Raw genomic sequence first — 26220 nt, 5'->3', positions numbered from 1 at the left:
TTCGTGGTGATCGGTTCCGTCGGAACACAGAGACTGCGCAGAGAGCGGCGGAAGGCTCGAGGACTCAGCGTAATTTCAGGACGCTGTGGACATCCTCTCCGTCGAGGAGGTTTGCGTACGCCTTGTCGACGTCGTCCAAGCAGTATTCCTGCGTGATCAGTTCGTCGAGCAGGTAATCGTCGTTGAGATACCGATCAATGACCTCCGCCGTCGTCCGCCGGGGGCTGGCTCCGCCGTAAAGACAGCCTTTGATCTCCGTCTCGCCGTCAAGGAGTTGCTGTGGCGAGATGGGAATGTTCCGACTCGGCGACCCGGCCGTGATGATCAGTTCTCCACGAGGACCGAGGAGCGGAACCGTATCCGCGATGAGCTCACCGCTAGCTACGCCTACGGAGAGCACGACGACGTCCGCGCCTAGCGGAGCGATATCGTGGACGAACTCGACCGGGTCGGTAACGTCTGGGTCGATGGCGTAGTCCGCGCCGAACTCGAGTGACTTCTCGCGTTTCAGGTCCACGAGATCGCTCGCGATGACCGTCCCTGCGCCGGCGTGGGTGGCTCCCTGAATGGCGTTCAGTCCGACGTTCCCCGCCCCGATGACGACCACCGTGTCGTTGGGCTGGATGTCCGCGCGGTGGGCCGCAGACCCGTATCCGGTCACGACGCCACAGCCGATGATCGACGCGACGTCGGTGGGGAGAACGTTCGGAATCGGGTACACTTCGGATTCCGGAACGACGATCTCTTCGGCGAATGTCCCGAGGGTCAGGAACTGCGCTAGATCCTCGTCACCGCGGTGGAATCGGCACGTTCCGTCGAGAAGGTAGCCTTCGTAGAGACTCTCACCGCCGCGAACACAGAGGTGTTGGTGACCCTGGACGCACATCTCACAGGCGCCACACGAGGGAACCCAAAGGGTGAGAGCGCGGTCGCCAGGTTCGACGCTCGTGACACCCTCACCGATCTCGACGACGCGTCCAGCACCTTCATGACCCGCGACCACCGGATAGTTCCTCTGTAATGCACCTTCAACGGCGTGCCAGTCCGTGTGGCAAGCGCCCGCATACTCGATCTCGAGGCGTACCTCACCGGGTTTCGGATCGTCCAGTTCGACATCCGTCACCGTGAAGCCGTCCGTCTCCGGCGCTTCGACGACCGCAGCCTTGACACTATGTGTCATAAGACTATTATAGACACATCGGTCAATAAATATACCTGTTAACGTACAGATTGGTGTTCAGGAGGTTCGAGGTGTTCAGCCGGAGTAGTAGACGAGGCCCCCGGCGCGCTCGCGGGACGCTCGCCCGCGATTGACCAGATAGGCAAGCGTACTGAGGATCTCGGGGAAAAAGTGCATCGCGTGAGCGTCATCCAGAACGTTTTCAGCGACTTCGGCTGCCGTCATCGGCCCGGCGGCGAGTGCGTCGGCTACGCCCTCAATCCGGCGGTCGAGACTGGTACGATCGTTCCGGAACGATTCGGTCGGATCCTCGTGGACGGGGCCGTGGCCCGGGAAGACCCGATCGAAGTCGCGCTCCTCGAGACGGTCGAGGGAGCGCTGGTAGCTCACGACGGCGTTGTGGTACTCGCGGTCCAGGCGGTTGTTGAGGAGAACCGCACGGAACGGTTCGATGGCCATGTCGCCGGAGAAGAGGACCGACTCGCCGTCAACCGTCGTCGCATAGCAGTGGTGGTCGGCTTGGTGGCCGGGCGTCCAGATCGCATCGATAGTCCGTTCGCCGACGGTGATGCGCTGATCGTCGACGAGCCAGTGGTCGACGGCATCGAAGGGGAAGTTCGTCCGCATCCACCGCTGTAAGCGCGTTTCGTCGTCGAACAACTGTTCCTGTTTGGACTGATCGAACCCGCTCTCCGCGATCGTGTTCCGGATCCGGTCGGTAACACTCTCGAGAGGTCGATTGAGCCTATCGCGCGCCATGAGCGGGGCGTACACGTCCGCGTCGCTTCCCTCGACCAGTTCCCGAAGACGACCGATATGGTCGGGGTGGGGGTGAGTCAGGAAGACGTGGTCGATTTCCTCGAGGGCGTAGCCGCACTGATCGGCGAACGTAATCGGCTGTTCCATCGACCTCGAGGCGGGGCCGCTATCGAACAGAATCACCTCGTCTCCATCTAGGACGTACGCAGCGACGTGTCCGGGCGGGAACTCGATCGGGAATTCGATGCACGAAATCGTCACACTACTCTCCAGCATCTATCGCGGATGTCGTCGAACACGGGTATAGTTCTTGCTCGTTCTGGCCGCCTGCTGCCCGCCGGGCTCCTCGCCGCGGACTGAGCATCGGTAAAATTATTAATCATGAGGCTATTGTAACTTTCTACAGCGGTTCACCGAAACACCGTTGTTGATATACTATGTCCGATTCAATAGATGACACGTACGAGTTGTTTATCGATGGCGAAACGGTAGAGGCCTCGAACAACGATTATCTCACGACGGAAGATCCCGCAACCGAGGAACCGATCGCGGAGTTCGCGGCAGGGACCGCCGAAGATGTTGACAAGGCGGTCACGGCCGCACAAGATTCGCTCGAGGAGTGGCAAGCGAAAAAACCCGATGAGCGAGGAGAGATAGTCCAGCGAATCGCACACGGCATCCGCGAGCACGCCGAGACACTCGCAGAAGTCGAAACACTCGATCAGGGAAAGCCGTTGACCGCATCCCGGAGAGCCGTCGAGGGGGCAGCCAAGTGTTTCGAGTACTACGCGGGCGCGGCGGACAAACTCGAAGGTAAAAGCATCCCAGTAGGTGAAGATACGCTGGATTTCACGCTTCGAGAGCCCTACGGGGTAAGCGCCCAGATCATCCCGTGGAACGCCCCGCTCAACCTCAGTGCGCAGGGAACCGCACCAGCACTCGTCGCGGGAAATGCGGTCGTTATCAAACCTGCACCGACGACGCCGCTTTCGTCTCTCCACCTCGCGGAGATCTGTGAAGAGGTGGGCGTCCCTGACGGCGTCATTAACGTGGTTACTGGGGCGACAGAGCCTGGGGCTGCGTTGTCTTCGCACGAAGGTGTCGACACGATCTCGTTTACCGGAAGCGTACCCACGGGGCAAGCGGTGATGGAGTCCGCAGCGGAGCACATCACGCCGGTCACGCTCGAACTCGGCGGCAAGAACCCGGCGATCGTGATGCCCGACGCCGATATCGACGAGGCCGTAACCGCGATCTCGATAGGGATTTTCAGCAATACAGGACAGATCTGTGCCGCTGCCGATCGGGCCATCGTCCACGAGTCTATCTATGACGAGTTCGTCGAGAAAATTGTCGAACGGGCGGAGGCCTACACGCTGGGCGCGGGCATCGAAAACCCGGATATGGGCCCCCTCAACCACGCGGAACACTACGAGAAAGTGCTCAACTATATCGACATTGGCCTCGAAGAAGGAGCGACGCTCGAGACGGGCGGAGAAGCGCTCGATAGGGAGGGATACTTCGTTCAGCCGACCGTGTTCTCGGATGTCCGTAACGAGATGCGGATCGCTCAGGAGGAAATTTTCGGTCCGGTGCTTACCGTGATACCGTTCTCGGACCGGAAAGAAGCCGTCGAAATCGCGAACGATGTCGAGCTTGGACTCACTGGTGGGATCTTCTCGTACGATGTCAAACAGACGCTTCAGACAGCACGCGATATCGAGGCTGGAACGATCTACGTTAATCAGTGGTTCGGCGGATCGACGGCGACGCCGTTCGGCGGGATGAAGAAAAGCGGAATCGGTCGCGAGATGGGGCTCGAATCACTCGATTCGTACCTCCAGACGAAGAACGTCTGTATAGACCTCACGCTGGACGGGTAGACGCCTCCGGGTTCATCCGGTAGATATTCCGCATCGTCCGACAGTACAGGCTTTCCGGGCGCGAAAAAATAGCCGCTCAACGCACCGCACCGATTTTCTCCGGTTACGGACGGACCAAGACCTTTACCTCCTCGCTGTCACCATCGGCAAGTGCTTCAAATCCATCGTCGACGATGCCCTGAAGGCCGATCCGCGATGTAACGAGAAGTTCCGGATCCACCGCGCCGGTGGCGAACTTCTGGAGAACTGCGCCAAAGTCTCGGTCGGCAAGCGGCCCCGTCCGATAGGCCGCCGAGGCATTGACGGATCGTTCCTTGTTGATGAGGTCCATCGGCTCGAACTCGACCGCTCCCTTGAACACGCCAATGAGAGTGGTGTGTCCACTTGGTTTGGTGGCCTTGATCGCGTCGTTAAGCGCGGATTCTCTGCCGGCCACTTCGAACGCGACATCGACGCCGCCATTTGTCTCGTCGCGAATTCGCTCGATTGGATCCGTGTTTCTCGAATCGATCACAACGTCTGCACCACACTCGTGAGCGATCGCTCGTCGTGCTTCCCGGTGTCCTGAGGCGTAAATAGGGCCTGCACCGGCAGCCTTTACGAGCTGAATCAGTCCAAGCCCGATGGGGCCGAGCCCGACGACCGCAACAGACTGACCCGGGCAAAGTGGGGATCGCATGAGGGCGTGGAAGGCCACTGCCACCGGTTCGGAAACCGCGGCCATCTCCGGCGAAACGCCGGCCGGAAGAGGAACCACGTTCCCGACTGGCGCCGTGACTCGTTCGGCATAGGCCCCGGGTCGTTGCGCCCCGATAACTTCCAAGTTTTCACAGATGTTGTACTTTGCTTCGTCGCAACACCAGCACTCTTCGCAGGCGACAAGCGGATTCAACACGATCTCGGTACCAACCTCGACATCAACATTCTCGCCGGTCTCTGCGATCGTTCCACCCGCTTCGTGGCCCATCGTATACGGCACTCTGTCATCGGACCGTGGCCCGTGGAGGTATTCTCCGAGATCAGAGCCGCAAATGCCGCAAGCTGTCACGTCGATCAATACCTCGCCTTCATCCGGGGACGGTTCGTCCATATCCGTAACTCTGATATCTCTGTTCCCGTAATATTGAGCTGCTTGCATGACCGATGACGAGTACGAACCGATCCGACATAAAATACAGGGACTAAAACCGGATCAAGCTTCGATCGCGTTCAGATTACGGCCTTTTCGGCGATTCCAGTTCCAATCGACTGGCGTTTTTGAGTAGACCCGCCCCTTTCTCGGCGATAGCGATCGTCGGCGCATTTGTATCCCCACTCGAAATCTTCGGCATAATCGACGCGTCGATGACACGGAGGTCCGACACCCATGTACGCGAAAACCCTCAAATCGCCCTGGGTTTGTTTGATGCTATCAAAGATCACGATCGATGCGACCGATCCCCGTTCCCGCATCGATTTATTGTAGACTCACAATACGTCCGATGCCAGAAACGCCGGCTGATGCGGAGGATGCTATCTTGAATAGACAGTCGATTTTCCTCTTTTTCAGTGCACTATCCCCAATGTGTGGCCCATTATGCCTATTTTATCACTCTTTCTGGTCGACTCTGACTGTTATCTCATTAGCAAACGCAAATCAGTTCCTTTACAGTAGTACGAGTGTATAAAATCACGAGGAACCTGTACCTGTCATTTGAGAAGGTCGAATCTCATAGGAAGCCAGTTTCCGTATGGATGTTGATTTCGATATTGTTCGCCGATCGGATAACTGCCTTAGCGAGTTCGTCCTCGAGTTGTTTTCCCTGCCAGTTATTGGCCGGTCCAGAGATACTGATCGCGCCGATGACCGACTCGTGCTCATCGATAATCGGCGCGCCGATCCCCTGATTGCCGTAGACGACTTCCTCGTTGTTGACCGCGTATCGCTGATCGCGGATCTGCTCGAGCTCTTCATACAGCGCGTTCTTATCCGTTATCGTGTGCGACGTATATGCGGGTAATCCCTGCTGCTCGATGATTTGATCGACCCTCGATTCGGGCAAGTGTGCGAGTATCGCCTTTCCACCGGCTGTACAGTGGGTGTGCACTTGCGGCGCGTCTCGTTTCTTGGTGTGAACCTCCTTTCCGATAGCGTCTTTACCAAACATTTCGTAAAGAATGAGTGTCTTTCCCTGATATTCAGTTATCAAGTGTGCAACGGCGTCGTATTCGTGAGCCAATTTCTCGATTTCCGTCTTTCCAGCTCGGAAGAGATCTGTCTGGCTCCGGGCCCGCTCGCTGAAAGGAATAAATTCCATTCCCAACTTGTATTTTTTCCCCTCTTGCTGAACGAATCCTTTCGACTTGAGGGTTGCCAAATGAGTATGTACAGTCCCTGGTGAGAGTCCGACCTCTTCAGAGATCTCCAAGATACTGCTACAGCCGTTTTCGCTGATCTGACGAAGTATCTGAAACGCCCGATCAACCGATTGAATTCGGCGTGTTTCATCTGACATGGATTCTAATACACAAAGGGAGTATATATTCTTTTGCGAGGATCAAATAAGATGCATTTTCACCTCTCCCTATATTAGTTCGATGTTTGACGTGTAGGGGCCGTGTGCAATGGAGGCCTCAGTAGGAGCAGTCGATCAAAGATATGCATCTTCAACTTTGGGCAAACAACCGTTCATTCAATAGCGGTGTCGGCCGTTCGCTTGCGTTTGTATCCGGTTGTTTGCAAAGGCACGAACCGATAGACTGAATTAGATAGGCAGTGAGTTAGCATATCATGGTTGACGTCTACGACCTAATTGAGATCGAACCATGGGAAGAGGTGCTTGTTAAACACGAGCGACTTCTACCCAACCAACTTGAATATCTCACGGAGCAATCAGCGTATTATCGCCGTCTGTTCGAGGAGTGGGACGTCAGACCCGCAACTATCGATACGTTGGACGAGTTCACTGAACTTCCGTTCATGACGAAACAGGACGAACGTGACAGTCAAGTGTCTCAGACGCCAGCTAAACCCCTCGGCGAACATCAGACTGCCCCTACCTCGGCACTCAACCGTGTCATCTCGTCGTCCGGAACAACGGGCAAACCCACCTACTTCGGCCTCACGTCCCAGGATCGGCGCGACTGGAACACCGTCCAAGAGCGCGCGTTTTACACCACAGGGGTACGCTCCGCAGATATCGTGTTGTTCGGAGCGGGACAAACGATGATCACGGGCGGAACACCGTATTTCGAATCGCTAACGAAATTGGGTGCGAATGTCGTCCCTGCGGGAGGTGAAAGCACCGATCGATTGCTTTCTGTCGCGACCGACATCCATCCGGATGTCCTCTGGACGACCACGTCTCATATTCGATACCTCTCCGAACAGGCAGAGGAAGTGTGTGGTATTTCGCCAGCAGACTTGCCCATGACGAAGGTTATCGGCGGAGGCGGCCCCGGGATTTCTAATCCGGAAATCCGATCCGAATTTTACGACGCGTGGGACGCGAGCTTAGTCCGCGAGGCGATGGGATTAGGTGACGTCGTCGGCTGTATGTGGGCTGAGTGTGAGGAGGAATCGGGTATGCACTTTCATGCTCAAGGGTATGTCCACGTCGAATTGATTAATCCGGAGACAGGCGATACCAGGCCCTTCGAAGAAGGAGCAGAGGGCGAACTCGTTTACACACATCTGCGCCGAGAAGCGACGCCACTGGTTCGATTCCGATCGGGTGACTACGCTCGCGTAACCGGAACTGACTGTGATTGTGGTCGAACATCGCCGAAGATTCACTGCATCGGACGGACCGATGAGATGCTCATCTACAAGGGAATGAACGTGTTCCCGTCAGCGGTTCGCGACGTCATCTCCGAGGTAGAGGGCGTCGCACCTCGCGTCCGAATGATTGTCCCCGACGAAAAGAAAGTCCACTTTGAAAATCCGATCTCGATCGAGATCGCTTCCGAACCGGGCACCTCCCGGACCGAATCGGAGCTCATCAATGAGGTCGTCGATGTCGTTCGCGGCCAGCTCAAAGTCCGCGTCGATCCGACGGTCGTCGATATTGACGAGCTCCCAACGGACGAGTATAAGACGGACCTCATCGAAGTCCGCAACTGATTCAGTGGAAGTAACACCGTGTCCGGAGGCGCAGCTATAGCCCACACCGCGATCGTCATCTAACGGTCGGATTCGAGCCGTCGGATTACGGCTCTTCTCGAGCTAATGAGACGACGCGCGTCCTAAACCAGCCTCAAGGAGGTGCCAACTTCCGAGACAATTCGGTACGCTTTTCCTTGTTCCATGAGAGCAGAATACATGATCGATATCGATCTGACAGACGAGACTGCGATCGTCACCGGTGGAGCACAGGGATTCGGACGCGGAATCGCCAAACGCCTCGGCGAGGCCGGAAGCAACGTCGTGATCGCCGATATTCAGGTCGAAAAAGCCGAGGAGACAGCTGAGGAACTGCGAAATGGCGATATCGCGGTGGAGGTCGTCGACTGCGACGTGACCGCCCCAGCGTCTGCAGAGGCACTCGTTGAGGCCACAGTCGATCGGTTCGAAAGCGTGGAAATCCTCGTCAACAACGCCGGTGGTAGCACGTCTGACCACTTCAGCGAACTCGCTTTCGATACGTGGTCCGATGGAATCGGGCTAAATCTCTCGGGACCGTTCAACTGCTCGAAAGCCGTCGCTTCAGAGATGCAAAAGCACGGACGAGGACGAATCGTCAACATCTCTTCGATGGCGGGTCGAAATGTTACCGTCCACGGAGACCCTAGTTATACCGCCTCGAAGTGGGGTCTCATCGGCCTCTCGAAGCATACGGCTCGAGATCTCGGGCCTGACGTTCGAGTGAACGCGGTTTGTCCCGGCGGCGGTCCGAGCGGACCGCTTGAGCGTGGCGTCACGTCTGAGGATATCGCGGATAGCGTTCTGTTCCTCGTGTCCGATCTCGCCGGCTACATCACCGGGACGGTGCTCGAGGTCGACGGCGGCGGGAATCTCAATGAGCGGCCTGACTATCTCGAGAAGCCACCCGAAGAGTGGCCCGAGTTCCTCCAGGACCAGTAAGGCTGCGTCGGACACTGGGTTTCGTTTCTCAAGCGGTCGTAATGAACGAGCGAACTCGTACTGGTTCTCACGGCGATCGAGGATTACTGCGCGTGTCTGAGAGTCTTCGCCCCTCGCTCGAAGGCTTCGAGGGACACTCCAACTGCCGGTCACGTGATCCGTGATGACGGCACCGACGGCCGCTACTCCGATTCGTGTCCGACGGGCTCGAACCGGTAAAAAACGCGGTCCTCATCACGCGGCCCGTCGATATCCACGATTTTCAGCGTCACTCGATCTCCGATCGAGAGATCTTCGTATGCAGCTCCGTCGATACGAGCCGAGAGACGAACGTCGATCCCCTCGAGATCGACGATACCTATGACGAACGGGACATCTTCCGCCATGCCGATCGGCGCGCTTCCGCGGACAACGGAGAAGGCAAATAGCGTCCCGTCATGCGGGAGTGCCGTATAAGAAAGATCGTCACTCATACACTTCGGACAGACCACACGCGGCGGGAAGTGGATCGCGTCGCAGTTTTCACAGCGCGTCGTCGATAGTACACCCTCACGAAGCCGGTCATAGAATCCGTGTATGCGCGTCTCTTCCTCGGATTGGAGCTCGTAGAAATCGAGTAATCGTGGAAATTCGATTCGTTCCGGGACGTAAACGGTATCTCGTGGCGGCACTGAGTCATCGTTCATTGTGGATCCCTCGCGAGCGTCATAACGCTGTGTACGGACGCACTGCCGCTGAGATTGTGAATGAGCCCGGTTTCCGGACTTCCCGGAACCCGTCTTTCGGGCGGAATGTCGCCGATGAACTGACGGTAGATTTCCAACGCCTGGGAGATGCCAGTCGCACCGAGCGGATGTCCGCAACCGAGTAGCCCGCCGCGAGGATTGACGGCAATGTCACCGTCGAGGGCGCTTCGGCCCTCTTCGACAAAGCGCCCTCCCTTACCCTTTTCGACCCAGCCGAGATCCTCGTACTCGATGATTTCGCTGATAGAGAAGCAATCGTGTATCTCGGCGACGTCGAGCTCTTTTACGGGATCATCGATGCCGGCCTGCTCGTACGCTTTTTCGGCTGCGACGGTTGCCTGCGGCCATGCTGACAGTGACGGGAGATTGTTGATGGAGTTGCTCGCCATGCACGATTGACCGCTTCCCGTGATGTAGGCGGCCGTGTCGGTGAGTTCGCGAGCCTTCTCCTCGCTTACGAGCACAAGTGCTGCCGCGCCGTCGGTGATCCCGCTACAGTCGAACAGATTGAGCGGAGGCGCGATCGGATAGGACTCGAGCACGTCGTCGACATCGATTTCCTTCTGAAACTGTGCGTAGGGGTTATTGGCCGCGTGAGTCTTGTTTTTCTCACTCACCGCCGCGAGCTGTTCCTGAGTCGTCCCGTACTCGTGCATATGGCGCTGGGCGATGAGCGAGAAATACGACGGGGCGTTCAATCCGTTCGCACCGTCGAACTCCCTGTCGACAACGTTCGTCATGCTCGATTGCATTTCCTCGGTATGCTCGTCCGGGAGATTCATCTTTTCGACGCCGACGACGAGTGCGACGTCTAGTTTCCCGGCGGCGATAGCGAGCCACGCGTAGCGGAGTGCTGCCTGTCCACTCGCGCAGGCGAGTTCCGTCCGAGCGATCATCGAGTCGACGTCGATCCCGAGCAACTCTGCGACGAGCGGCGCCACGTGCGACTGGAAAGCGAACCGCTCAGGCTGTACGGAGCTGACGAACAGTCCCTCTACGTCGTCAGGAGTGATAGGAGCGTCATCGAATGCTTCTTTCCCGGCCTCTTGGGCGAGATCCTTCCACGTCGCCTGTCGCTTGCCCCAGCGAGTATGTCCACCACCGACGATCGCTGCAGTCTGCGTCATCAGTTCCTCACCCGGCTATTCTTACAGTCCCCTCGCGCATCTAGTGCCTGCTCGTCCGCGGATAGAAAGGACTCGGGTACGTGTACGCCGCTGTGATTCAGCATCGCTTTCGAGTTCAGGATGATCGCTATTAGTGTTTGCGCTACAACGCACGAATGCCCGCCTCTGTCGTCTCGCTGCTGGACTTTCATCGTGGTACTTCGGGTATCACGAGTCGAGAATCGCACTCTCCACCTGTATGAATCGTGTGTTTTCCTTCATTAATCGTTTCTAGCCCGAGTGCTGTTTCTCCTCGTTTCCTGGCGGGGTATTTCTCTGTCAGGTCTTCGTGTCCGAACAGCGTCCCCGAAACCTCGACTTGCAGCGTCTCCCCTTCTCGATAGTAGGTGCCCGACGGCCGGATTGGAATCTGACACTCGACGGTTTCCCCCGGATTCACCGGATCAGGGTCTGCTTCTCGCTCAAGGACGGGCTCCCACTGAGTCGATTTCTCCTCGTTCAGACTCCGGTGTGAAAGCCGAAGGAACCCGAGTGCGGCCGGGTGTGACAACGGCGCTGCGTATCCGTGAAATTTTACTTCGTTATCGCTCCGATCGAGCTTCCGGACGGTAACGAATAGATCGCCATCAGTCGCATCTTCAGGCGTCACCCACAGCTTCAAGCCCTGATACCCGATCAACGAGGTCTCCTCGTCGAAGGTGACCTCGAACGTTACGCTGTCTGTAGTAGTTGCATCGTAGCTGATCGTGCTCTCTCGGTCCGGGTTTCCGTCAATAAGAGATCCGTCTGTCGCATCGAGGTGAAGCGTCCGATACTGCGTTTCGGGCAGCGGAAAGTCGTCTGCTGTCCGAACGGACCAATTGCGGAGCGAGTCACGAACTTCCGCCCTGACCGGCTTTTCGTGTAGGATTCTCGTATCGGTACACTTCAAGAAGTGATCGAAGAACCGCTTTCGGAGCGCCTGCGCTTCCGTTTCGTAGAACGTGGCCCATTTCTCCCTGCCGTGGTTGTAGAGCCACTTGTGCTTGGAGGCGATATTCCGAAACGCCCTGAAATCGCCTCGGCTAAAGAGGCCGTGGCTCGACCAGGAGCCACAGATAAGGGCGGGTTGGGTAATCTCCTCGTATATCTCGTCTTCGGGCCTATTTTCGGGCGTTGGCGGGTTCGTGTCTTCCGGCGCAGGCCAGACGGGGTCGTGTGGGACGGGAAAGTCTTCGGTTGACGTCGGAGAGGTAACAGGACCGATCCCACCGTGTCTGTACAAATCATCCGGGGTGCCCTGCCAGGGGCAAATCGCCCGTAAATGAGGGGGGTTCATTTCGGCTGCATAATATTGGAGGATAGAAAAAATAGAAACGCCGCTCATGCCGACGTTTCCGTTGCTCCACTCCTGGTTCGCTGCCCACTCAATGGCATCGTACATGTCCCGTCCCCACGATTCGAATCCGTTGAATTCTCCCGGCGAGCGACCGAATCCTCTCCCGTCGACGACGATGTTTACGTATCCCTGAGGGACCCAGAAGTTGTGGTTCTCCGATTCGAATGTACACGAGTATGCGATCGGCGGGCTCCACGGTTCATATCCGACTCCCGTTCCCGGCCACTGCTCCCCGAACAGTTCCTCGGCTTCGCCCCAATAGATATCTTTCCCCCATCCGGTAAACTCCATAATCACCGGGTATTCGCCGGGAACCTCGCCGAATGTTTCGCCGGGTTCCACGGGCCGGTAGATGTTACTGGCCAACTCTAATCCATCGCGCATCGGAATCGGAATGTCGGTCTCCTTGGCGATTCCCGTCGCGACTCCTTCGACCGACGACTCCCAAACGTCGCCAGATTCTGTCCCCGTTTCGGTTCCGCCGTTGCCCTGGGCGGTCCAGTGCTTAGCGGCGTGATCGTCTGGCTCTCCATTGGCTTCTTGTGTCTTATGATCTGCCATGACCTCTCTGGTTCCCTATCACGGACCATACACTTAAGAAATGGTATCGAAGATCAAACGAGGCACTATCGAATAGACAGAAAAGGACAACACAGAGATCAGGAACCGACGAGCGCCGAACGACGGTTGTCGGCCGAATAGAGGGGAACGTTTTTTATTGGGAAGATAGCAACTACTGCTAGACAATGGTTTACGATATCGCAATTATCGGTACCGGACCGGCCGGGCTCAGCGCGGGCGCCTATGCGGGACGGAGAGGGTACGACACGTTGTTCTTCGAGGACGAGTCGATAGGCGGAGAACTCGTGAACCGACACGAGATACAATCGTACCCAGGGTTTCCGGACGGAATAGCCGGTACGGAGCTCCGGTCACAGCTCGTGAATACCGCTGAAACGTACGATCCAGACGTCGAAATGGCCGCCGTCGAAGACGTCGACCCCGGAGCACCGCACGAACTCCACACGCAACACGGGCAGTTTCAGGCCTCGGCTGTCGTCATCGCGACCGGAAGCAGTCCGAAGCGACTCGGCGTTCCCGGAGAGTCGGACTACTGGGGACGGGGCGTGTTCGACTGTGCGACCTGTGACGGCCCGCTCTACGCTGGCGAACGAATCGCCATCATTGGAGGCCGAAACCACGCCATTATCGACGCACTATTCTTGACGAACCACGCATCAGAGGTGCTGTTAATCGAACGAGCGGAAGAATTGACCGCCGACGAGTCGCTTGCGGCCGACGCTCGAACTAACCAGCAGATCAAGGTTCTGACCGGTATGTCGGTAACGGAAATCCAAGGCGACGATGGCGTCGTCACCTCGATACAACTGCGGGACCTCGAAAGTGACGAGACGAGCACCGAGTCAGTCGGCGGATTAAACGTCAACATCGGCGCCGTTCCGAACGCGTCGTTCCTCGAGGACACCGTCGACCTCGACGACGACGGAAGCGTGATCGTCGGCCCGGATATGGAGACGTCCGTCAAAGGGATCTACGCAGCTGGAGACGTCCGGATGGATAGTCCGCTGGAAGTTGCCGCAGCGGTGGGCGATGGCGTTACTGCCGTCCGGTCGGCACGAACGCATCTCGAGACGAACTCGAGTTCATAGCGGAGTCGCCGGTAGAAGTCCGAGAACCGCTTCTCAGCCGCTGTGAATCGGCGGAGAGAGCCGCACGACAGTCCCATCATACAACGCCGTCTCGTTGTCCTCCAGCGTCTTGAGGCTCCGCTTGTTGACGGTGATGTTCACGGATATCACGTCGCCCTCAGCTTGCCCGTCAAGAACGGCTCGAACATCATCTAACTCCGGGTACGACTGCTCCAGCAGGTCGCCGACGGTCGCATTCGACTCGAGCGTGTATCGATAAAACTTTCTTTCGATAGTCTCACGAACTGGTCCGAAGGTCCGGACTTCAATGTACATACCGCGGATTTGGGTTTCTGTTACCGCTCGTTCGCTGACGTCCAGACTCGGCAGCGGGCCGTTTCGTGAATCATATCTCATCATTGCTGATGCAGGACTGTAACGGGATTTAGGCGCTTCTTCAGCGAAAGGTCGATCGCGGAAACCGGCTATCGACATACCGAATACCAACCACTCGGTCCAAGGACGTCCAAGGAAACGATTCACGGCTATAGATAGAACACGCTGGACAGAGAACAGAGCGGGACAGCCGCGGAGACGGAGTCTTATTTGACGACCCCGAATTTCGGTGTGAACAATGGCCGTAATAGAGGATGAGAACGGACGGTATCGACGGCATCTCGAAGAGGCAAACGGTCGGTTGCGAACGTCCTCATGACACCATGAGAACGAGGTGTTTTGTCAGCTTCAAAATCAGACTCCGACGACAGAGCAGGGCTATTTACACGCGTACTGTTGTAACAATACTGGGTAGGTCCCATGTGAGGAACGACATTATACACAAAATGAATTTGTGGTTGTAAAATAATAACTTTCAACCTTGGGTATTCTCCATCTATTGCGACAGACTAGGGGATTATCGTACAGTATCGGACCAAATGCCAAGAGCTCGTGCGGTCCCCATCAACGAACGAACCGCCCAGATGCATAACTAGGAGTAGACGAGGGGATGAAGTACGCTATCACGCGCAATCCGGATCGAAAGACGTGTGTTTGACATTACCAAATACCTGGCGAACGGATCGATCGATGTGCTGATTTCCAGGGATACTAACCCTGGAAGTCGCGTCGGGACTCGAGCGAAAATTGCCGCGCCCGAATCCGACGAATCATCACAAGAAACGCCGCCGAACAGGTGTTGAGTTCGAAGCGATGTTCCGTTTCAGTCATCGGTTCAGCCGATCGCCCAAACTGTGCCGGTAACTCTTTCAGCGTTTGTTCATCACATTTCATCATGAAGTTAGAAACTTATATATATAGTGATGAATAACACATGCGTGTGCTACACATGCACAAATGGGAACAGGTGCCATCTGGATTATAATGAGTAACGAAGACGCAAACCACGAGCGAAGTATTGATAGACGAACGTGTTTAGGTGCGCTCTCGGCGGCTGCTGGGATGACTCTGGCAGGGTGTATGGGTGGAGGCTCCGAAGAACACGAGCCAGGCGAACCGGTACCTACCGTGTACCTGGAATCGATGACGGGTGTGACGTCAGAATCAGCGATCGAACAAGCGCACCTTCACCTCGCCGACGTGCTCGAGAAAGAACTGGGAGTTCCAGCGGATGTTTCGACGAAAGAAATAAACACGATGTGGTCCGAGCTTTTTAACGACGACCGATCGCGTCACCTCCACCTCGACGTCAATCCGGACATGCCACAACTCCTAGAGCCGCACAATATCCTCCGGTCGTTCCAGGCCCAACGGGCGGGCGCGAACGGATTGGGCAACGTAAACCAGTACGCAAACTGTGAGTTCACTAATCTCGTCGAGGAGCAAGTCAGCATCTCTGACCCCGACGAACGCGAATCAGTCATCCACGAAGCGGCGAGTGTCTGGTCGGAGGATGTGGCTTCGATCAATCTGTTCTCGATGTACGTTCGATCTGTGTATCGGCCGGATGGAGTGGATATCGCCGACGATACTGGTGCACAGGGTATCGCCGACCGGAATACGGATCTGTTCATCAGGGACATGGCTCCGTCGGACGGGAACACGATCAACACCAACATAACGAGCACGGCGATGCAGTCTTCCACCTACATGGTGAATACGCCGTCGACGATTTGGGGGACCGTTGTTCACTCTCCGTTGGTGTACTTCGATAAGAACAACGAGCTCCAGCCCTATCTTGCGACGGATTGGGAAATCGAGGACGAGGCAACGACATTCACGTTCGAACTCCGCGAAGAGGCCACGTTCCATAACGGTGATCCCATCACTGCCGAGGACGTCCAGTGGACGATGGAGTTCGTCAACGAGAACACGGCTCACTTCCAAGAGGCCAGTGAAGTCCCTTACAAATCGATCGAAGTTATCGACGATCACACCGTCGAATTCAATTTCGAAGAATCTTACGCACCCTTCCTTCGAGGAACAGCAACAACGTGGGGTATCGTGCCAAAGGACGTCTGGCTGGATGGCGGGGCAGAAGAGAATCCGTCTAACGTCGATCTAGACCCCGTTGTTGGATCCGGCGCCTACCAAGTGACCAACTGGAGACGAGACGAACTCCTCCATCTCAAGCCGTACGACGATCACTGGGTCGACACTGAAGGAGAACTCGTCATGCGAGCGTTCGAGGACCAGACCGGTGCCGTCCGAGCGTTCGAAGCCGGTGACCTCGACGTCATATTCAGCATCGGTAGCGACCTCGCGGCCAAACTTGAAGACGAAGACTACGCTGAGCTCGAAGGAGTTCCAGGATTTGGCGATTGGTGGCTTCAGCCACAACATAGTTTCCCTGTTACTCAGTTCCGCGAGTTCCGGCTTGCACTCTCGGAAGCCATCGATCGGAAGTACCTCGCGGATCTCTTGACGAGAGGTGATGGGGAGATCCACCTTTACTCGTCGCCGTGGGGAGAACGGCATCCGTTCTATCCCGACGACGCGGAAGGATTAACGCAAATCGCTCAATCCCCGAGTGGGAATACTGAAAGAGCACGAGAGATCCTCAAAGAAGCAGGTTGGACCTGGAATGATGATGATCGGTTAGTCTATCCGGATGACATCGACACGGACCCACGTTGGCCGGCAGGCGACGCTCCGACCGATCACCCTGATGAGTATCCCTGCGTTGAGTAACGCACTCGAACTGCTCTCGTGGTTCCTTTGACGAGCCCCGATACGGCATGATACAAAAACAACTAAATATACTCGATAATCCGGTACATCATTTTGACTGAGTTTGACGGGAGGTCAGAATGCAATGCTACTGACACCGGGTGGGGTTCTGATGAATGCAATTGAAGAAAACTTTTATGTGGGTCCCCTGCATGACATTCTAACACATATCCAAAGATGAGTGAATCCACCAAAGTACGAATTCGGCTTAATTCTTTGTTCGAGAACAGTTATATTGAATCGTTCAGAATAAGTATCAAAAGGTATCTTTCAGATCGGATAACAATAGTCTGTCTCATTTTTCTGGCGATGCTAGTATTCATCAGCGTGTTCGATCAAAGCTTAATGCCGTACGAACACACGACGGTCCATCGTAGTCTGGACGGTGAAATAGCCAGACTAGCACCACCGTCGATGGAACATCCGCTTGGCACGACTGCGTCCGGAGAGGATGTTCTCTCTCGGTTAATTTACGGGGCGAGTTCGACCTTACTCACTGGCATAGTCGGTGGTTTGATTATCGTCAGCGTTGGTCTCACCATTGGAACGTTATCAGGCTACTATGGTGGAAAGGTTGATAGCTTACTCATGCGAGCGACTGATTTCGCGTACGGGATTCCGATTATCCCGACTGCAATCGTGCTCGTCGCCTACTTTGGGATGGGTTTCTGGAGTTCGGTCCTCATAATCGGACTATTACTGTGGCGAGGAAATGCGCGCGTCTTCCGGTCACAAGTGTTACAGATCAAAGAACGTGAACATATCAAAGCCGCAAAAATGCTGGGTGCAAGTGACTGGTACGTCATCACGCGTCATATTCTGCCGAATATGATGGGAATGGTAGTGCTTTTCCTAGCACTTGGGACCGGGATAACCATTTTGATTAGTGCTGGGCTTGCCTTCCTAGGATTCATGGATCCGTACATTCCATCGTGGGGCGTGATGCTTCGAAACGCATACTCATCCGGAAATATGACCGAAGCCTGGTGGTGGGCAATTCCCCCGGGAGCGATGATTTCCTTGACAGTACTCGCGGTTTTTCTTCTCGGACGGAGCTATGAGCGAGTCAACGAAGAGCAAGTCAATCAGGTTGCCTGAGACAATGACAGAACCACTACTCGAAGTTGAGAACATAGACATCACGTATCGGATGAACAGTGAAGATGTTCACGCTGTGACCAATGCGTCGTTCACGATCGGACCAAACGAATACTTTGGACTCGTGGGTGAAAGTGGCTGTGGAAAGAGTACGCTCGCTAAATCAGTGATTCGAGGGCTCGATTCAAACGGCGAAATTTCTTCAGGGACGATTCGGTACAAGGGTCGCGAAATTCAGGATCTCTCAGAAAGAGAGTACAACGAAGAAATTCGCTGGAAAGAAATCGCAGTGATTCCACAAGCGGCGATGAACAGTCTCAACCCCCTCGCAAAGTTGAGCGATCAAGCGATCGAAATTGCACAAGTACACACCGATTGGTCAGGTGAGAAAGCAGTGGATCGGCTCAAGGAATTGTTCGATATCGTCGGCCTTCCGCAGTCGAGGGCCACCGACTACCCGCATCAATTCTCGGGAGGGATGAAACAGCGCGCGATAATTGCAATGTCATTGCTGCTGAATCCCTCTCTCATCATTGCTGATGAACCCACAACGGCACTGGACGTGATCATGCAGGATCAGTTCCTCAAGCATATCGATGGCCTACGTGACGAGCAAGAGCTTGGGCTGCTTCTCATTACACACGATATCGCGGTCGTCTTCGAAACCTGTGATTCGATGGCGGTAATGCACGGAGGGCAGATCGCAGAGAGAGGAACTACTAAGGAGATATTCTCTACGCCGAGACATCCGTATACGATACTCCTCCAAGAGTCGTTCCCCGATGCTCGATACCCCGATCGCGAACTCGAGGTTATCGAGGGAAGCCCGCCCGCGTTGCGCGACGAGGTAGACTATTGTACGTTCGCGAGTAGGTGCCCGTGGGCCGAACAGAAGTGCCGAAAGTCACTCCCTTCAGTTGATTCACTAAACGGGAACAGCAGCCATGCCGTCTCTTGTTTCCGAAGCAACGAGATGGAATCGCTGGCAAGCGAGCACTTGAACAAAATCGAGAGACCACAGACAAACGCTATTGAAAACGAGGGATACGAAAATGACGACTGACAACGAGACGGGACCGATACTGGAACTCCAAGATGTCGAAAAACATTTCGAACAGTCAACGAATATCGCGGAAACCATTCGCCAAATAATCGTCGGAGGTGGGCCCCAAGAGCCAGTCCGTGCGGTCGACGGCGTCAACCTTGAGTTGGCGGAAAACCAAGTCCACGGTATCATTGGGGAGAGCGGATGTGGAAAGTCGACGCTTCTCATGACGCTTATGGGAGAACACAACCCGACGTCCGGGGAGATCCTGTACAATGGGCAGCCGATATCGGAGTTTGACAAAGCAGATTGGAAAGAACTCCGTCGGAAGATTCAGGTGATATTTCAGGACCCGTTTAACACGATGAATCCACATTTCTCCGTCCGAGAAACTCTCAAAGAGCCGTTCAAGATACACGGCATCGAGGCCGACGAGGAGGAACTCCTCGATATGCTCGAAACGGTCAGGCTAACGCCGGCCGAGGAGTATATCGATCGCCGTGAGTCACAGCTGTCAGGTGGCGAGAAGCAACGCGTATCAATCGCTCGAGCGCTGATCCTCGAACCCGATGTCGTTCTCGCCGACGAACCGGTGTCCATGCTCGATGTCTCCACCCAAGCGTCGATTCTAAAGCTCTTGAGCGAACTCACCGACGAGTACGACGTCGCGATGTTTTATGTCTCCCACGACCTATCCACAGTGTCGTACGTGTGTGATAGAGTAAACGTCATGTATCTCGGTCGGATCGTCGAAAGCGCGCCGACGCGGAAAATCCTCTCCGATCCGAAGCATCCGTACACGCGAGCGTTGATCGACGCGATACCGGTACCCGATCCGTTCCACGATCGGGCCCGGACCGAACTCGACGGAACACCGGGAGATCCGCAGAACCTGCCGACAGGTTGTCGTTTCAAGGATCGTTGTCCGGAACGGATGGACGTCTGTGATCAGCGACCTGCATTCGAAGTACACGACGACGAAACCACGCATCAGGTCGCCTGCCACCTTTACGACGGTGATCCTATCGGTGGATCTCCAGGCGAGATCAACAAAACGGAGGTGTCGGAGTCATGAGCAAAATCCAATACTACATCCGACGCCTCGTCGTGACGGTATTCTTAATATTCGCTGTCGCATCCTTCCTGTTCATCGCGTTCCGGCTCATGCCGGGAGACTACGCGACGGTGCTGGCAGGCGGTGGCGCCTCACCCGGCGAGTTAGAAGAGATCCGGGAATCGTGGGGACTGAATGAGCCGCTGCACGTTCAGTACTATCAGTTCATGAGCAACCTGGTGACCGGAAACCCCGGTACTTCCCGCGTCTCGAACGAACCGGTCTGGAGCTACGTTCGCGAGCCGCTCATGAACTCGCTTATACTCGTTATCCCGGCCGTCCTCGTCGCTTTCGTTATCGGATCGGTTTACGGAGCACTGCTGGGAACGAAGTCGGGGACGGCATTCGAGCGCTATGGGATCCTCCCGCCCACGGTCATCGGAACGACGCCGAACTTCTTCATCGGAATCGTGCTTCTGCTCGTGTTCTCATCAGTGTTCGAGCTGTTCCCCGTCGGAGGGATGGCGACGTACGAGACGTACGCCGCTATCGATTCACACTACGAGGTCTATCTAACACGCGATTTCTGGAAGCATTACGTACTTCCGTTCTCGACGATCGTTTTGACGTTCTTGTACTATCCAGCGCTGATAATGCGAGGGAGCGTTATCGATGTCAAGGGTCAGGAGTATACGTACTTCCAGCGTATTGCGGGGTTGCCAAGTAAGACCCGATTCAAACACCTCATGAAGCACTCCTCGCTCCCAGTCATCACGCTTCTTCCCGCTCAGACAGCGACCGCGATCAGCGGACTCGTCCTCATTGAAACCGTCTTCAACTGGCCCGGCATCGGAACGCTTCTGTTCGAATCGGTTCTCTCACGGGATACACCGACGATTCAATTCCTCTTCATCATTGTCGCAGTCTGGATTATCGTCGGAAACCTAATCGTCGATATCTTCTATACGGTAATCGATCCGAGAATTACGATCGAAGACTAACGTCTTCGATACATCCCTCGGTACCGATGCGTTCAAATTCAGCGACGACGCGAACGGATTAGCAGTCTCTCAAGGGGACGGCGTCTAATTGAGGCGCCGACAAGCGTTCTACAGATGGGAGATCGATCGTTACTCGGTTCAGCGGACTCACCTCCGCGCAACCAGCGAGATCGCAATCATCGAGAGCACGATTTCACCATCTTGATTCGTGACTTCCCTCCGCGTCTTAATGTGGCCACGATCCGGTTTGCTTTCAGATGGCTGTTTATCGACGACTTCAACGCGGAGTGACAGCATGTCGTCGGGTGTGACTGGGTTTTTCCACCGGAGTTCATCGACTCCGATACCAGCTATGGTCGCGTACTCATCCCCCATTTCGTCGGCGCTCAGTCGCATACATATCGCCGCGACGTGCCATCCCGACGCAACCAATTCTCCGAATACTGAATCCCTTGCAGCTTCCTCGTCCGTGTGAAACGGCTGCGGATCGTACTGTTCTGCAAACTCGATAATTTCCGTTTTTGTAATGTGGTAGTCTCCGCACTCTCGAATCTCACCGACCGTGATGTCATCATAATATTGCATGCTAACTTATAGCAGGAAACGGTGGAAAAGCGTTTCCATCTCGTCGTATAATTATTATGAAGAGGAATCCGCATCGGCAGTCTCTATGGATGTCGTCGGTTCACCGCCAGCATGGGTTAGACGGTCGCGATCTGGTTCGGAGCCGTCATCGCTATCGCGACACTGCTCGTATTCGTCATAGTAGTATTGGCCGTAGCGAGCGTACATACGCCCGTATGCGGAGGCCAGGCTGCTCCCCACACCGGTGTTAGTGATGGCACCGTCCCTCCACGTTTTTGTATCTGGATGCTCAGTGACGGCAGAATCCCAAGCGAATCTTACGGGTGCTCTTGAGATTGAATCAGATTGCGTTTAAATACGTAGCACTCAACAATTCACGAGAAAGGGTGTGGGTCCGAGTATTTCAGATGAAGCCCGATCCGTCTTTTCCTGTTCTTTACGATAGTATGTATGTAATAGCATTAAATACCTTTTAATAAATTGTATTTTTAAAATTTGTATCGTATAATTTCAATCCCATGGTACGGGAATGGTATGGAGTCGGGTTCTGTTGCGAATTCAGCTCGGAATAAAACCCAAAGAACGCGGAATATCGGGATAATGCGGGTATTTCGGATATGAGGGCTCTGAAACGCCCGCTAGTATTGAAGACCGTATTTCATTGCCCCGTCTCGGCGCAAGAAATTGAATCATGAACGAAAGCAGAAGGCAACGGATCGGAGAGTTCGGCCGCTACTCCCGCTCGCATTCTGATTCTACCGTTATCTCTCGTTATTAGTAATGCTTCGCTCTCAAGAGACGAGTTGCAAAGGAATTCTCCCACCGGTTCGTCACTCCGAATTCCGGAAGTAGTCCGAGATACTCATAGAAGTCGTGAGTGTCCAAGAGACGGTAGATTTTAGTGGCTGGATGCCGAGTGGATAAACGACGACCCCGATCAAAGCGTGGTGTTAGAGATGAATACAGACTTAACTGAAATCACAGTCGTCGGTGACGACGACGCCGGCCTCTTGGCAGAGATCACGACCCTTCTGTTCGAACACGAGATCAATATCGAGGAGTTAGATCAGGCCGTGCGCGACGAGTTGTTCCGAATGACCATGCACGTCGATGTGAGCGACATGGACTGTTCGCAGTCCGAACTTCGAAACGACTTGGAGACGCTCTGCGACGAGTTAGGCGTCGACGTACGCGTCCGGTTCCCTGCGGAAGAGCCGCAATCCCTTGCCGTCCTCGTGACGAAGGAGAGTCACTGCCTCGAGACCTTACTCGAAGAGGCCGATAGCGGCGAGCTCGAGGCAGACATCGACGTCGTCATCGGGAACCACTCCGATCTGGAACCTCTAGCGAGGGAGTACGGCGTCCCCTTCCACGACATCGGAGATGAAGACGGCAAACCGGATGAGGCCGAACTGCTCGACTTATTGGAGGGGTATGGTATCGATCTGATCGCCCTCGCGCGATACATTCGGATCCTCAGTCCCGACGTGGTCTTCCGGTACCAGAATCGAATCATCAACGTGCACCCCTCTCTGCTACCAGCGTTCCCTGGCGCCCGGGCGTACATGCAGGCCGTCGAAGAAGGCGTTCGTATCGGCGGGGTCACCGCCCATTACGTGACGCCCGATCTCGATCAAGGGCCGATCATCACACAGCGAGCGTTCAACGTGCCCGACAACACAACGGAAGTGCAGCTCCGAGAGATCGGACAACCCCTCGAAGCCGAGGCGCTGCTCGAGGCCATCGAACTCCACCTGGATGGAGAACTCATCGCCGGTCGCGGCCGGACTCACGTCCGCGATGGGACCGATGCCCAGCTCGGCCTCCCAGAAGAGATCGATCGGCTGAATCCCGAAGAACCGGTCGATGTCGAGAGCGCGCCGGGATCGACGAAGGTGGCCGGTGATTGACCGACAGGCGTCGGCAAGTTCCGAGAGCAGATGATCGCTTCGGGACGAAGCGCTGAAAGGTGAGTGTCGCGTTATCTACGAACGTTCTACTGCCGTTCTAACGGTTGCGACATCGTCTGATCGCATCACAACCCGGCTGGGAATCGACTGTACCATAGTGGTATCGGTACAGGTACAACGAAGAGCTGTCGTGATCAAACGAAATAAGGACGACTATCGCGTCTGTAGCCGCTCTTTCCGCCACGATTCAGTGTCTGGGACTCGGTTGAACGTGTAAATATGCAGCCCTCGAATACCGTAGTCGGAATCGTCGGCGTACGGTTCGAGGCCATCGACGAGGTCGTCCGGTTCGTACTTTCCGCGGGATCCGACGAACTGCTTGACGAACCCGAAGATCCCGGTCGTCTTCTTGAGGAACCTGACGGAATCACCGACGCCGACTTTCTGGGAAATATTCACTAATTTCTGATATTTCATCACGCCCGGGATGCCGACCTCGACCGGAAGTTCGGCACCGCGGTCGCGGACCTCGCCAATCCAATCCAGAATCGTGTGCGGATCGTAGCAGAGCTGCGTCGTGATGTAGGTCGCGTACGGCGCCTTCTTCTTCATCGATTCGGCGAGCGTCTCGTCCGAGAGGAACTCGTGACCCTCTGGATAGCCGGTAATTCCGATGTCGTCGAACTCGTATTCGATGTCCTTGAGCGCTATGAGGAGATCGTAGGCCGACTCGAACTCACCGATCGGCTCCTCTCGGTCGCCGCCCGGGACGAAAATGTCCGTGATACCGACGCTTCGGAGGCGTTCTGAAATCTCCGTGAGGTGATCTCTATTGCGTACGTACCGAGCCGAAACGTGTGGAACGACCTCGAAGCCGCGCTCTGCCGCTTTCTCGGCCCACTCGATGGTCGCCTCGAGTTCGAGCTGCGGTGAAGCGGTGATCGTAACCGTCGCATCGTTCGGCAGGTGCTCGATCTGGTCGCCGAAGCTCTCGAACGGCATCAGTTCGTATCGCGGATTACGGAGCAACGGAGAACTAGTAGGCGTCTTTTCACTTGAAGTTCCGGCTTTCATTATCGTATTACCTCTTGTTACGGGATTCTCCGGATCCGTTCGGAACGTCCATCTCCGGCGAGCGACAGGCCGATTCGGATCCTTGTATTCGTTACAAACGGCTTCGGGATGATAAACATTTTCATAGCACGGTTATCTGGGTCTGGTTGTCTCTTCGCGATCCAGCTCGCCGAGAGGTGCGGGAGACGGTCGCTGGAATCGCCTATCGGTTCCAGTCGCCGATCCGCGGATCGACGGGCGTCTCGCGCGACGGTGCGTTCCACCACCTACGCAGTGTGACCGGATCGAACGCGAGCAAGGTCGCAAAATTAGTTACCCAGCCCGAATGTTCGCCTCACGCGGCGTCAAAATCGAATTTTTGTCCGACATATTCGGATGCTATGGACGACAGGTACACTTGAGAGGCGGACGAAGAAATGCGATACGAAGAAACGATCTCGTCGGATAGTAAGCCGCCAACTCTGCAAAGATTCGGGCCGGGGAGACGACATTTGCCCCGGTAGCGATCGGTATTGGGTGATGAGTGATAACCGGCTGCAGCGGGGGGTCGCAACTCGCGGCTCCGGATGAATACTGCTCGGAGCAAGAGTCAACGGCTGCTCCGAAGCCGTGTATTTACAATAATATGATCGTAAATCTGACGCGCCACGTCCGAATCCGAGTATATCGGAAACAGTACGAATCAGCCGCCGACACCGATTTTTAACCAGGTCAGCTCCGGTCAGGTCCCGTACTGATAGTTCAACGTGACCGTATTCTCCATTTCGCGTAATTCCTGCAGAAGCGTTTCTCTGTACGGCTCGTTCTGGAGCCGTTCCGTGGGGACGGCAAGGCCGAACGAGCCGATTACTCGGTCGTCGATGAGGATGGGGACCGCCAGCATTCCGAGGCCGATGACCTGTTCGTTCGAATCGATCGCGTACCCTTGTTCGTGAATTTCCTCGAGTTCGGCCTTCAGTCGATCCGGATCTGTAATCGAGTGCTCCGTCCGTTGTTCCAATCCCCGCGTGGTAATGATCTCGTCGAGTCGCTTTTCGGGGAGATGCGCTAAGATCACTTTTCCCGTCGCGATCGTATGCAGCGGATGAGCGGCTCCGGGATAGGTCCCGACGCTCAGCGCCTGTTGTCCCTCTTCTTGGTGAAAGACCACGCCGACTCCACCGTTCTCGATGGTGAGCCCGACCAGTTCGTCCGTCTCCGCCGCGACTCGCTTCATCTCCGGTTTCGCTACTTGGAAGAGTCGGTTGCGATGTTTCATCTCGCCGCCAATCGTGAGGAAATACGTACTGAGACGATACTCGCCGCTCTCGCGGGTCACGTACTTCGTATTACTCAGTGTCCGAAGGTAGTCGTACACCGTGCTGTTCGGGACGTCCATACGCTCGGCGAGTTCGGTCGGTCCGGCACCATCTAACTCCCAGAGGAGGTCCATAATCTCGAACGCTCGTTGAATCGTGCTGAGAGTGGGCGGATCTTGGTTCAT

Annotated in this window: 21 protein-coding genes and 1 pseudogene; 10 read left to right on the top strand and 12 right to left on the bottom strand. The window is 55.5% G+C overall.

What is annotated here, in order from left to right; all coding sequences use genetic code 11:
• Positions 1-64: 64 nt before the first annotated feature.
• Both MUH00_RS20650 and MUH00_RS20645 read right to left on the bottom strand, forming a co-directional pair.
• Complete coding sequence (locus MUH00_RS20650; RefSeq protein ID WP_247004164.1) at positions 65-1180, bottom strand: alcohol dehydrogenase catalytic domain-containing protein; 1116 nt, start codon at positions 1178-1180, stop codon at positions 65-67.
• Between the two features lie 75 nt (positions 1181-1255).
• A complete protein-coding gene (locus MUH00_RS20645) occupies positions 1256-2215 on the bottom strand; it encodes an MBL fold metallo-hydrolase (RefSeq protein ID WP_247004163.1) in 960 nt (319 codons plus the stop codon).
• Between the two features lie 161 nt (positions 2216-2376).
• Between MUH00_RS20645 and MUH00_RS20640 the strand changes: the two genes are divergently transcribed.
• Positions 2377-3822, top strand: coding sequence for an aldehyde dehydrogenase family protein (locus MUH00_RS20640; RefSeq protein ID WP_247004162.1), 1446 nt, complete (start codon positions 2377-2379; stop codon positions 3820-3822).
• A gap of 103 nt (positions 3823-3925) precedes the next feature.
• Here MUH00_RS20640 and MUH00_RS20635 read toward each other — a convergent pair whose 3' ends face one another.
• The 3 genes and pseudogenes from MUH00_RS20635 to MUH00_RS20625 form a co-directional block, all read right to left on the bottom strand.
• Positions 3926-4960, bottom strand: coding sequence for a zinc-binding dehydrogenase (locus MUH00_RS20635; protein ID WP_247004161.1), 1035 nt, complete (start codon positions 4958-4960; stop codon positions 3926-3928).
• 76 nt (positions 4961-5036) lie between these two features.
• Positions 5037-5186: pseudogene (locus MUH00_RS20630) on the bottom strand (GMC oxidoreductase); the annotation flags it as partial.
• A gap of 345 nt (positions 5187-5531) precedes the next feature.
• A complete protein-coding gene (locus tag MUH00_RS20625) occupies positions 5532-6317 on the bottom strand; it encodes an IclR family transcriptional regulator (protein ID WP_247004160.1) in 786 nt (261 codons plus the stop codon).
• Positions 6318-6592: 275 nt separating this feature from the next.
• Here MUH00_RS20625 and MUH00_RS20620 point away from each other — a divergent pair, with 275 nt between their 5' ends.
• Entirely contained in the window at positions 6593-7924 is a 1332-nt protein-coding gene (locus tag MUH00_RS20620; protein ID WP_247004159.1) for a phenylacetate--CoA ligase family protein, read from the top strand.
• A gap of 198 nt (positions 7925-8122) precedes the next feature.
• The gene (locus MUH00_RS20615; protein WP_247004158.1) at positions 8123-8884 is read left to right on the top strand and encodes an SDR family NAD(P)-dependent oxidoreductase; all 762 of its coding nucleotides are present in this window, start codon (positions 8123-8125) and stop codon (positions 8882-8884) included.
• A 182-nt stretch (positions 8885-9066) separates the two neighbouring features.
• On the opposite strand, the gene MUH00_RS20610 is transcribed toward MUH00_RS20615, so the two are convergent.
• From MUH00_RS20610 to MUH00_RS20600, 3 genes are all read right to left on the bottom strand, one after another.
• On the bottom strand, positions 9067-9570 hold the full coding sequence (locus tag MUH00_RS20610; RefSeq protein WP_247004157.1) for a Zn-ribbon domain-containing OB-fold protein: 504 nt from the start codon (positions 9568-9570) through the stop codon (positions 9067-9069).
• Positions 9567-10757: a thiolase C-terminal domain-containing protein gene (locus MUH00_RS20605; protein ID WP_247004156.1), complete on the bottom strand. Its 1191-nt coding sequence runs from the start codon at positions 10755-10757 to the stop codon at positions 9567-9569. The genes MUH00_RS20610 and MUH00_RS20605 overlap by 4 nt, the downstream gene beginning before the upstream one ends.
• Positions 10758-10944: 187 nt before the next feature.
• Positions 10945-12696: a CocE/NonD family hydrolase gene (locus MUH00_RS20600; protein ID WP_247004155.1), complete on the bottom strand. Its 1752-nt coding sequence runs from the start codon at positions 12694-12696 to the stop codon at positions 10945-10947.
• Between the two features lie 185 nt (positions 12697-12881).
• Here MUH00_RS20600 and MUH00_RS20595 point away from each other — a divergent pair, with 185 nt between their 5' ends.
• Entirely contained in the window at positions 12882-13805 is a 924-nt protein-coding gene (locus MUH00_RS20595; protein WP_247004154.1) for an NAD(P)/FAD-dependent oxidoreductase, read from the top strand.
• Positions 13806-13838: 33 nt separating this feature from the next.
• Here the strand turns inward: MUH00_RS20595 and MUH00_RS20590 are convergent, their stop codons facing one another.
• The gene (locus MUH00_RS20590; protein ID WP_247004153.1) at positions 13839-14204 is read right to left on the bottom strand and encodes a MoaD/ThiS family protein; all 366 of its coding nucleotides are present in this window, start codon (positions 14202-14204) and stop codon (positions 13839-13841) included.
• Between the two features lie 1038 nt (positions 14205-15242).
• On the opposite strand from MUH00_RS20590, the gene MUH00_RS20585 reads away from it, so the two are divergent.
• The 5 genes from MUH00_RS20585 to MUH00_RS20565 all read left to right on the top strand — a co-directional run bounded on the left by MUH00_RS20585 (position 15243) and on the right by MUH00_RS20565 (position 21168).
• A complete protein-coding gene (locus MUH00_RS20585) occupies positions 15243-16931 on the top strand; it encodes an ABC transporter substrate-binding protein (RefSeq protein ID WP_247004152.1) in 1689 nt (562 codons plus the stop codon).
• Positions 16932-17384: 453 nt separating this feature from the next.
• Positions 17385-18068, top strand: a complete 684-nt coding sequence (locus MUH00_RS20580; protein ID WP_247004151.1) for an ABC transporter permease — start codon at positions 17385-17387, stop codon at positions 18066-18068.
• Positions 18069-18072: 4 nt separating this feature from the next.
• Complete coding sequence (locus MUH00_RS20575) at positions 18073-19131, top strand: ABC transporter ATP-binding protein (RefSeq protein ID WP_247004150.1); 1059 nt, start codon at positions 18073-18075, stop codon at positions 19129-19131.
• Positions 19121-20188, top strand: a complete 1068-nt coding sequence (locus tag MUH00_RS20570) for an ABC transporter ATP-binding protein (protein WP_247004149.1) — start codon at positions 19121-19123, stop codon at positions 20186-20188. The genes MUH00_RS20575 and MUH00_RS20570 overlap by 11 nt, the downstream gene beginning before the upstream one ends.
• Complete coding sequence (locus MUH00_RS20565) at positions 20185-21168, top strand: ABC transporter permease (RefSeq protein WP_247004148.1); 984 nt, start codon at positions 20185-20187, stop codon at positions 21166-21168. Before MUH00_RS20570 ends, MUH00_RS20565 begins: the two co-directional genes overlap by 4 nt.
• 147 nt (positions 21169-21315) lie before the next feature.
• Here the strand turns inward: MUH00_RS20565 and MUH00_RS20560 are convergent, their stop codons facing one another.
• A complete protein-coding gene (locus MUH00_RS20560) occupies positions 21316-21753 on the bottom strand; it encodes a MaoC family dehydratase (RefSeq protein WP_247004147.1) in 438 nt (145 codons plus the stop codon).
• Positions 21754-22709: 956 nt separating this feature from the next.
• Here MUH00_RS20560 and MUH00_RS20555 point away from each other — a divergent pair.
• Positions 22710-23663 (top strand): formyltetrahydrofolate deformylase, encoded by a 954-nt coding sequence (locus tag MUH00_RS20555; protein ID WP_247004146.1) that lies wholly within the window; start codon positions 22710-22712, stop codon positions 23661-23663.
• Between the two features lie 213 nt (positions 23664-23876).
• Here MUH00_RS20555 and MUH00_RS20550 read toward each other — a convergent pair whose 3' ends face one another.
• Together MUH00_RS20550 and MUH00_RS20545 are read right to left on the bottom strand one after the other, a co-directional pair.
• Positions 23877-24737 carry a methylenetetrahydrofolate reductase gene (locus MUH00_RS20550; protein ID WP_247004145.1) on the bottom strand — a complete coding sequence of 287 codons (861 nt, stop codon included), beginning with the start codon at positions 24735-24737 and terminating at the stop codon, positions 23877-23879.
• A gap of 721 nt (positions 24738-25458) precedes the next feature.
• The gene (locus tag MUH00_RS20545; RefSeq protein ID WP_247004144.1) at positions 25459-26220 is read right to left on the bottom strand and encodes an IclR family transcriptional regulator; all 762 of its coding nucleotides are present in this window, start codon (positions 26218-26220) and stop codon (positions 25459-25461) included.

This window comes from Halosolutus gelatinilyticus (genome assembly GCF_023028105.1).
GTDB lineage: Archaea > Halobacteriota > Halobacteria > Halobacteriales > Natrialbaceae > Halosolutus > Halosolutus gelatinilyticus.
The sequence above is the reverse complement of the archived record's forward strand: the minus strand, read 5'-3'. Positions and strand labels throughout refer to the sequence as shown.

Coding starts and splice junctions, on each gene's coding strand:
- MUH00_RS20650 (WP_247004164.1), bottom strand. CDS start 1,180: ATGACACATAGTGTCAAGGCTGCGGTCGTCGAAGCGCCGGAGACGGAC.
- MUH00_RS20645 (WP_247004163.1), bottom strand. CDS start 2,215: ATGCTGGAGAGTAGTGTGACGATTTCGTGCATCGAATTCCCGATCGAG.
- MUH00_RS20640 (WP_247004162.1), top strand. CDS start 2,377: ATGTCCGATTCAATAGATGACACGTACGAGTTGTTTATCGATGGCGAA.
- MUH00_RS20635 (WP_247004161.1), bottom strand. CDS start 4,960: ATGCAAGCAGCTCAATATTACGGGAACAGAGATATCAGAGTTACGGAT.
- MUH00_RS20625 (WP_247004160.1), bottom strand. CDS start 6,317: ATGTCAGATGAAACACGCCGAATTCAATCGGTTGATCGGGCGTTTCAG.
- MUH00_RS20620 (WP_247004159.1), top strand. CDS start 6,593: ATGGTTGACGTCTACGACCTAATTGAGATCGAACCATGGGAAGAGGTG.
- MUH00_RS20615 (WP_247004158.1), top strand. CDS start 8,123: ATGATCGATATCGATCTGACAGACGAGACTGCGATCGTCACCGGTGGA.
- MUH00_RS20610 (WP_247004157.1), bottom strand. CDS start 9,570: ATGAACGATGACTCAGTGCCGCCACGAGATACCGTTTACGTCCCGGAA.
- MUH00_RS20605 (WP_247004156.1), bottom strand. CDS start 10,757: ATGACGCAGACTGCAGCGATCGTCGGTGGTGGACATACTCGCTGGGGC.
- MUH00_RS20600 (WP_247004155.1), bottom strand. CDS start 12,696: ATGGCAGATCATAAGACACAAGAAGCCAATGGAGAGCCAGACGATCAC.
- MUH00_RS20595 (WP_247004154.1), top strand. CDS start 12,882: ATGGTTTACGATATCGCAATTATCGGTACCGGACCGGCCGGGCTCAGC.
- MUH00_RS20590 (WP_247004153.1), bottom strand. CDS start 14,204: ATGATGAGATATGATTCACGAAACGGCCCGCTGCCGAGTCTGGACGTC.
- MUH00_RS20585 (WP_247004152.1), top strand. CDS start 15,243: ATGACTCTGGCAGGGTGTATGGGTGGAGGCTCCGAAGAACACGAGCCA.
- MUH00_RS20580 (WP_247004151.1), top strand. CDS start 17,385: ATGGAACATCCGCTTGGCACGACTGCGTCCGGAGAGGATGTTCTCTCT.
- MUH00_RS20575 (WP_247004150.1), top strand. CDS start 18,073: ATGACAGAACCACTACTCGAAGTTGAGAACATAGACATCACGTATCGG.
- MUH00_RS20570 (WP_247004149.1), top strand. CDS start 19,121: ATGACGACTGACAACGAGACGGGACCGATACTGGAACTCCAAGATGTC.
- MUH00_RS20565 (WP_247004148.1), top strand. CDS start 20,185: ATGAGCAAAATCCAATACTACATCCGACGCCTCGTCGTGACGGTATTC.
- MUH00_RS20560 (WP_247004147.1), bottom strand. CDS start 21,753: ATGCAATATTATGATGACATCACGGTCGGTGAGATTCGAGAGTGCGGA.
- MUH00_RS20555 (WP_247004146.1), top strand. CDS start 22,710: ATGAATACAGACTTAACTGAAATCACAGTCGTCGGTGACGACGACGCC.
- MUH00_RS20550 (WP_247004145.1), bottom strand. CDS start 24,737: ATGAAAGCCGGAACTTCAAGTGAAAAGACGCCTACTAGTTCTCCGTTG.
- MUH00_RS20545 (WP_247004144.1), bottom strand. CDS start 26,220: ATGAACCAAGATCCGCCCACTCTCAGCACGATTCAACGAGCGTTCGAG.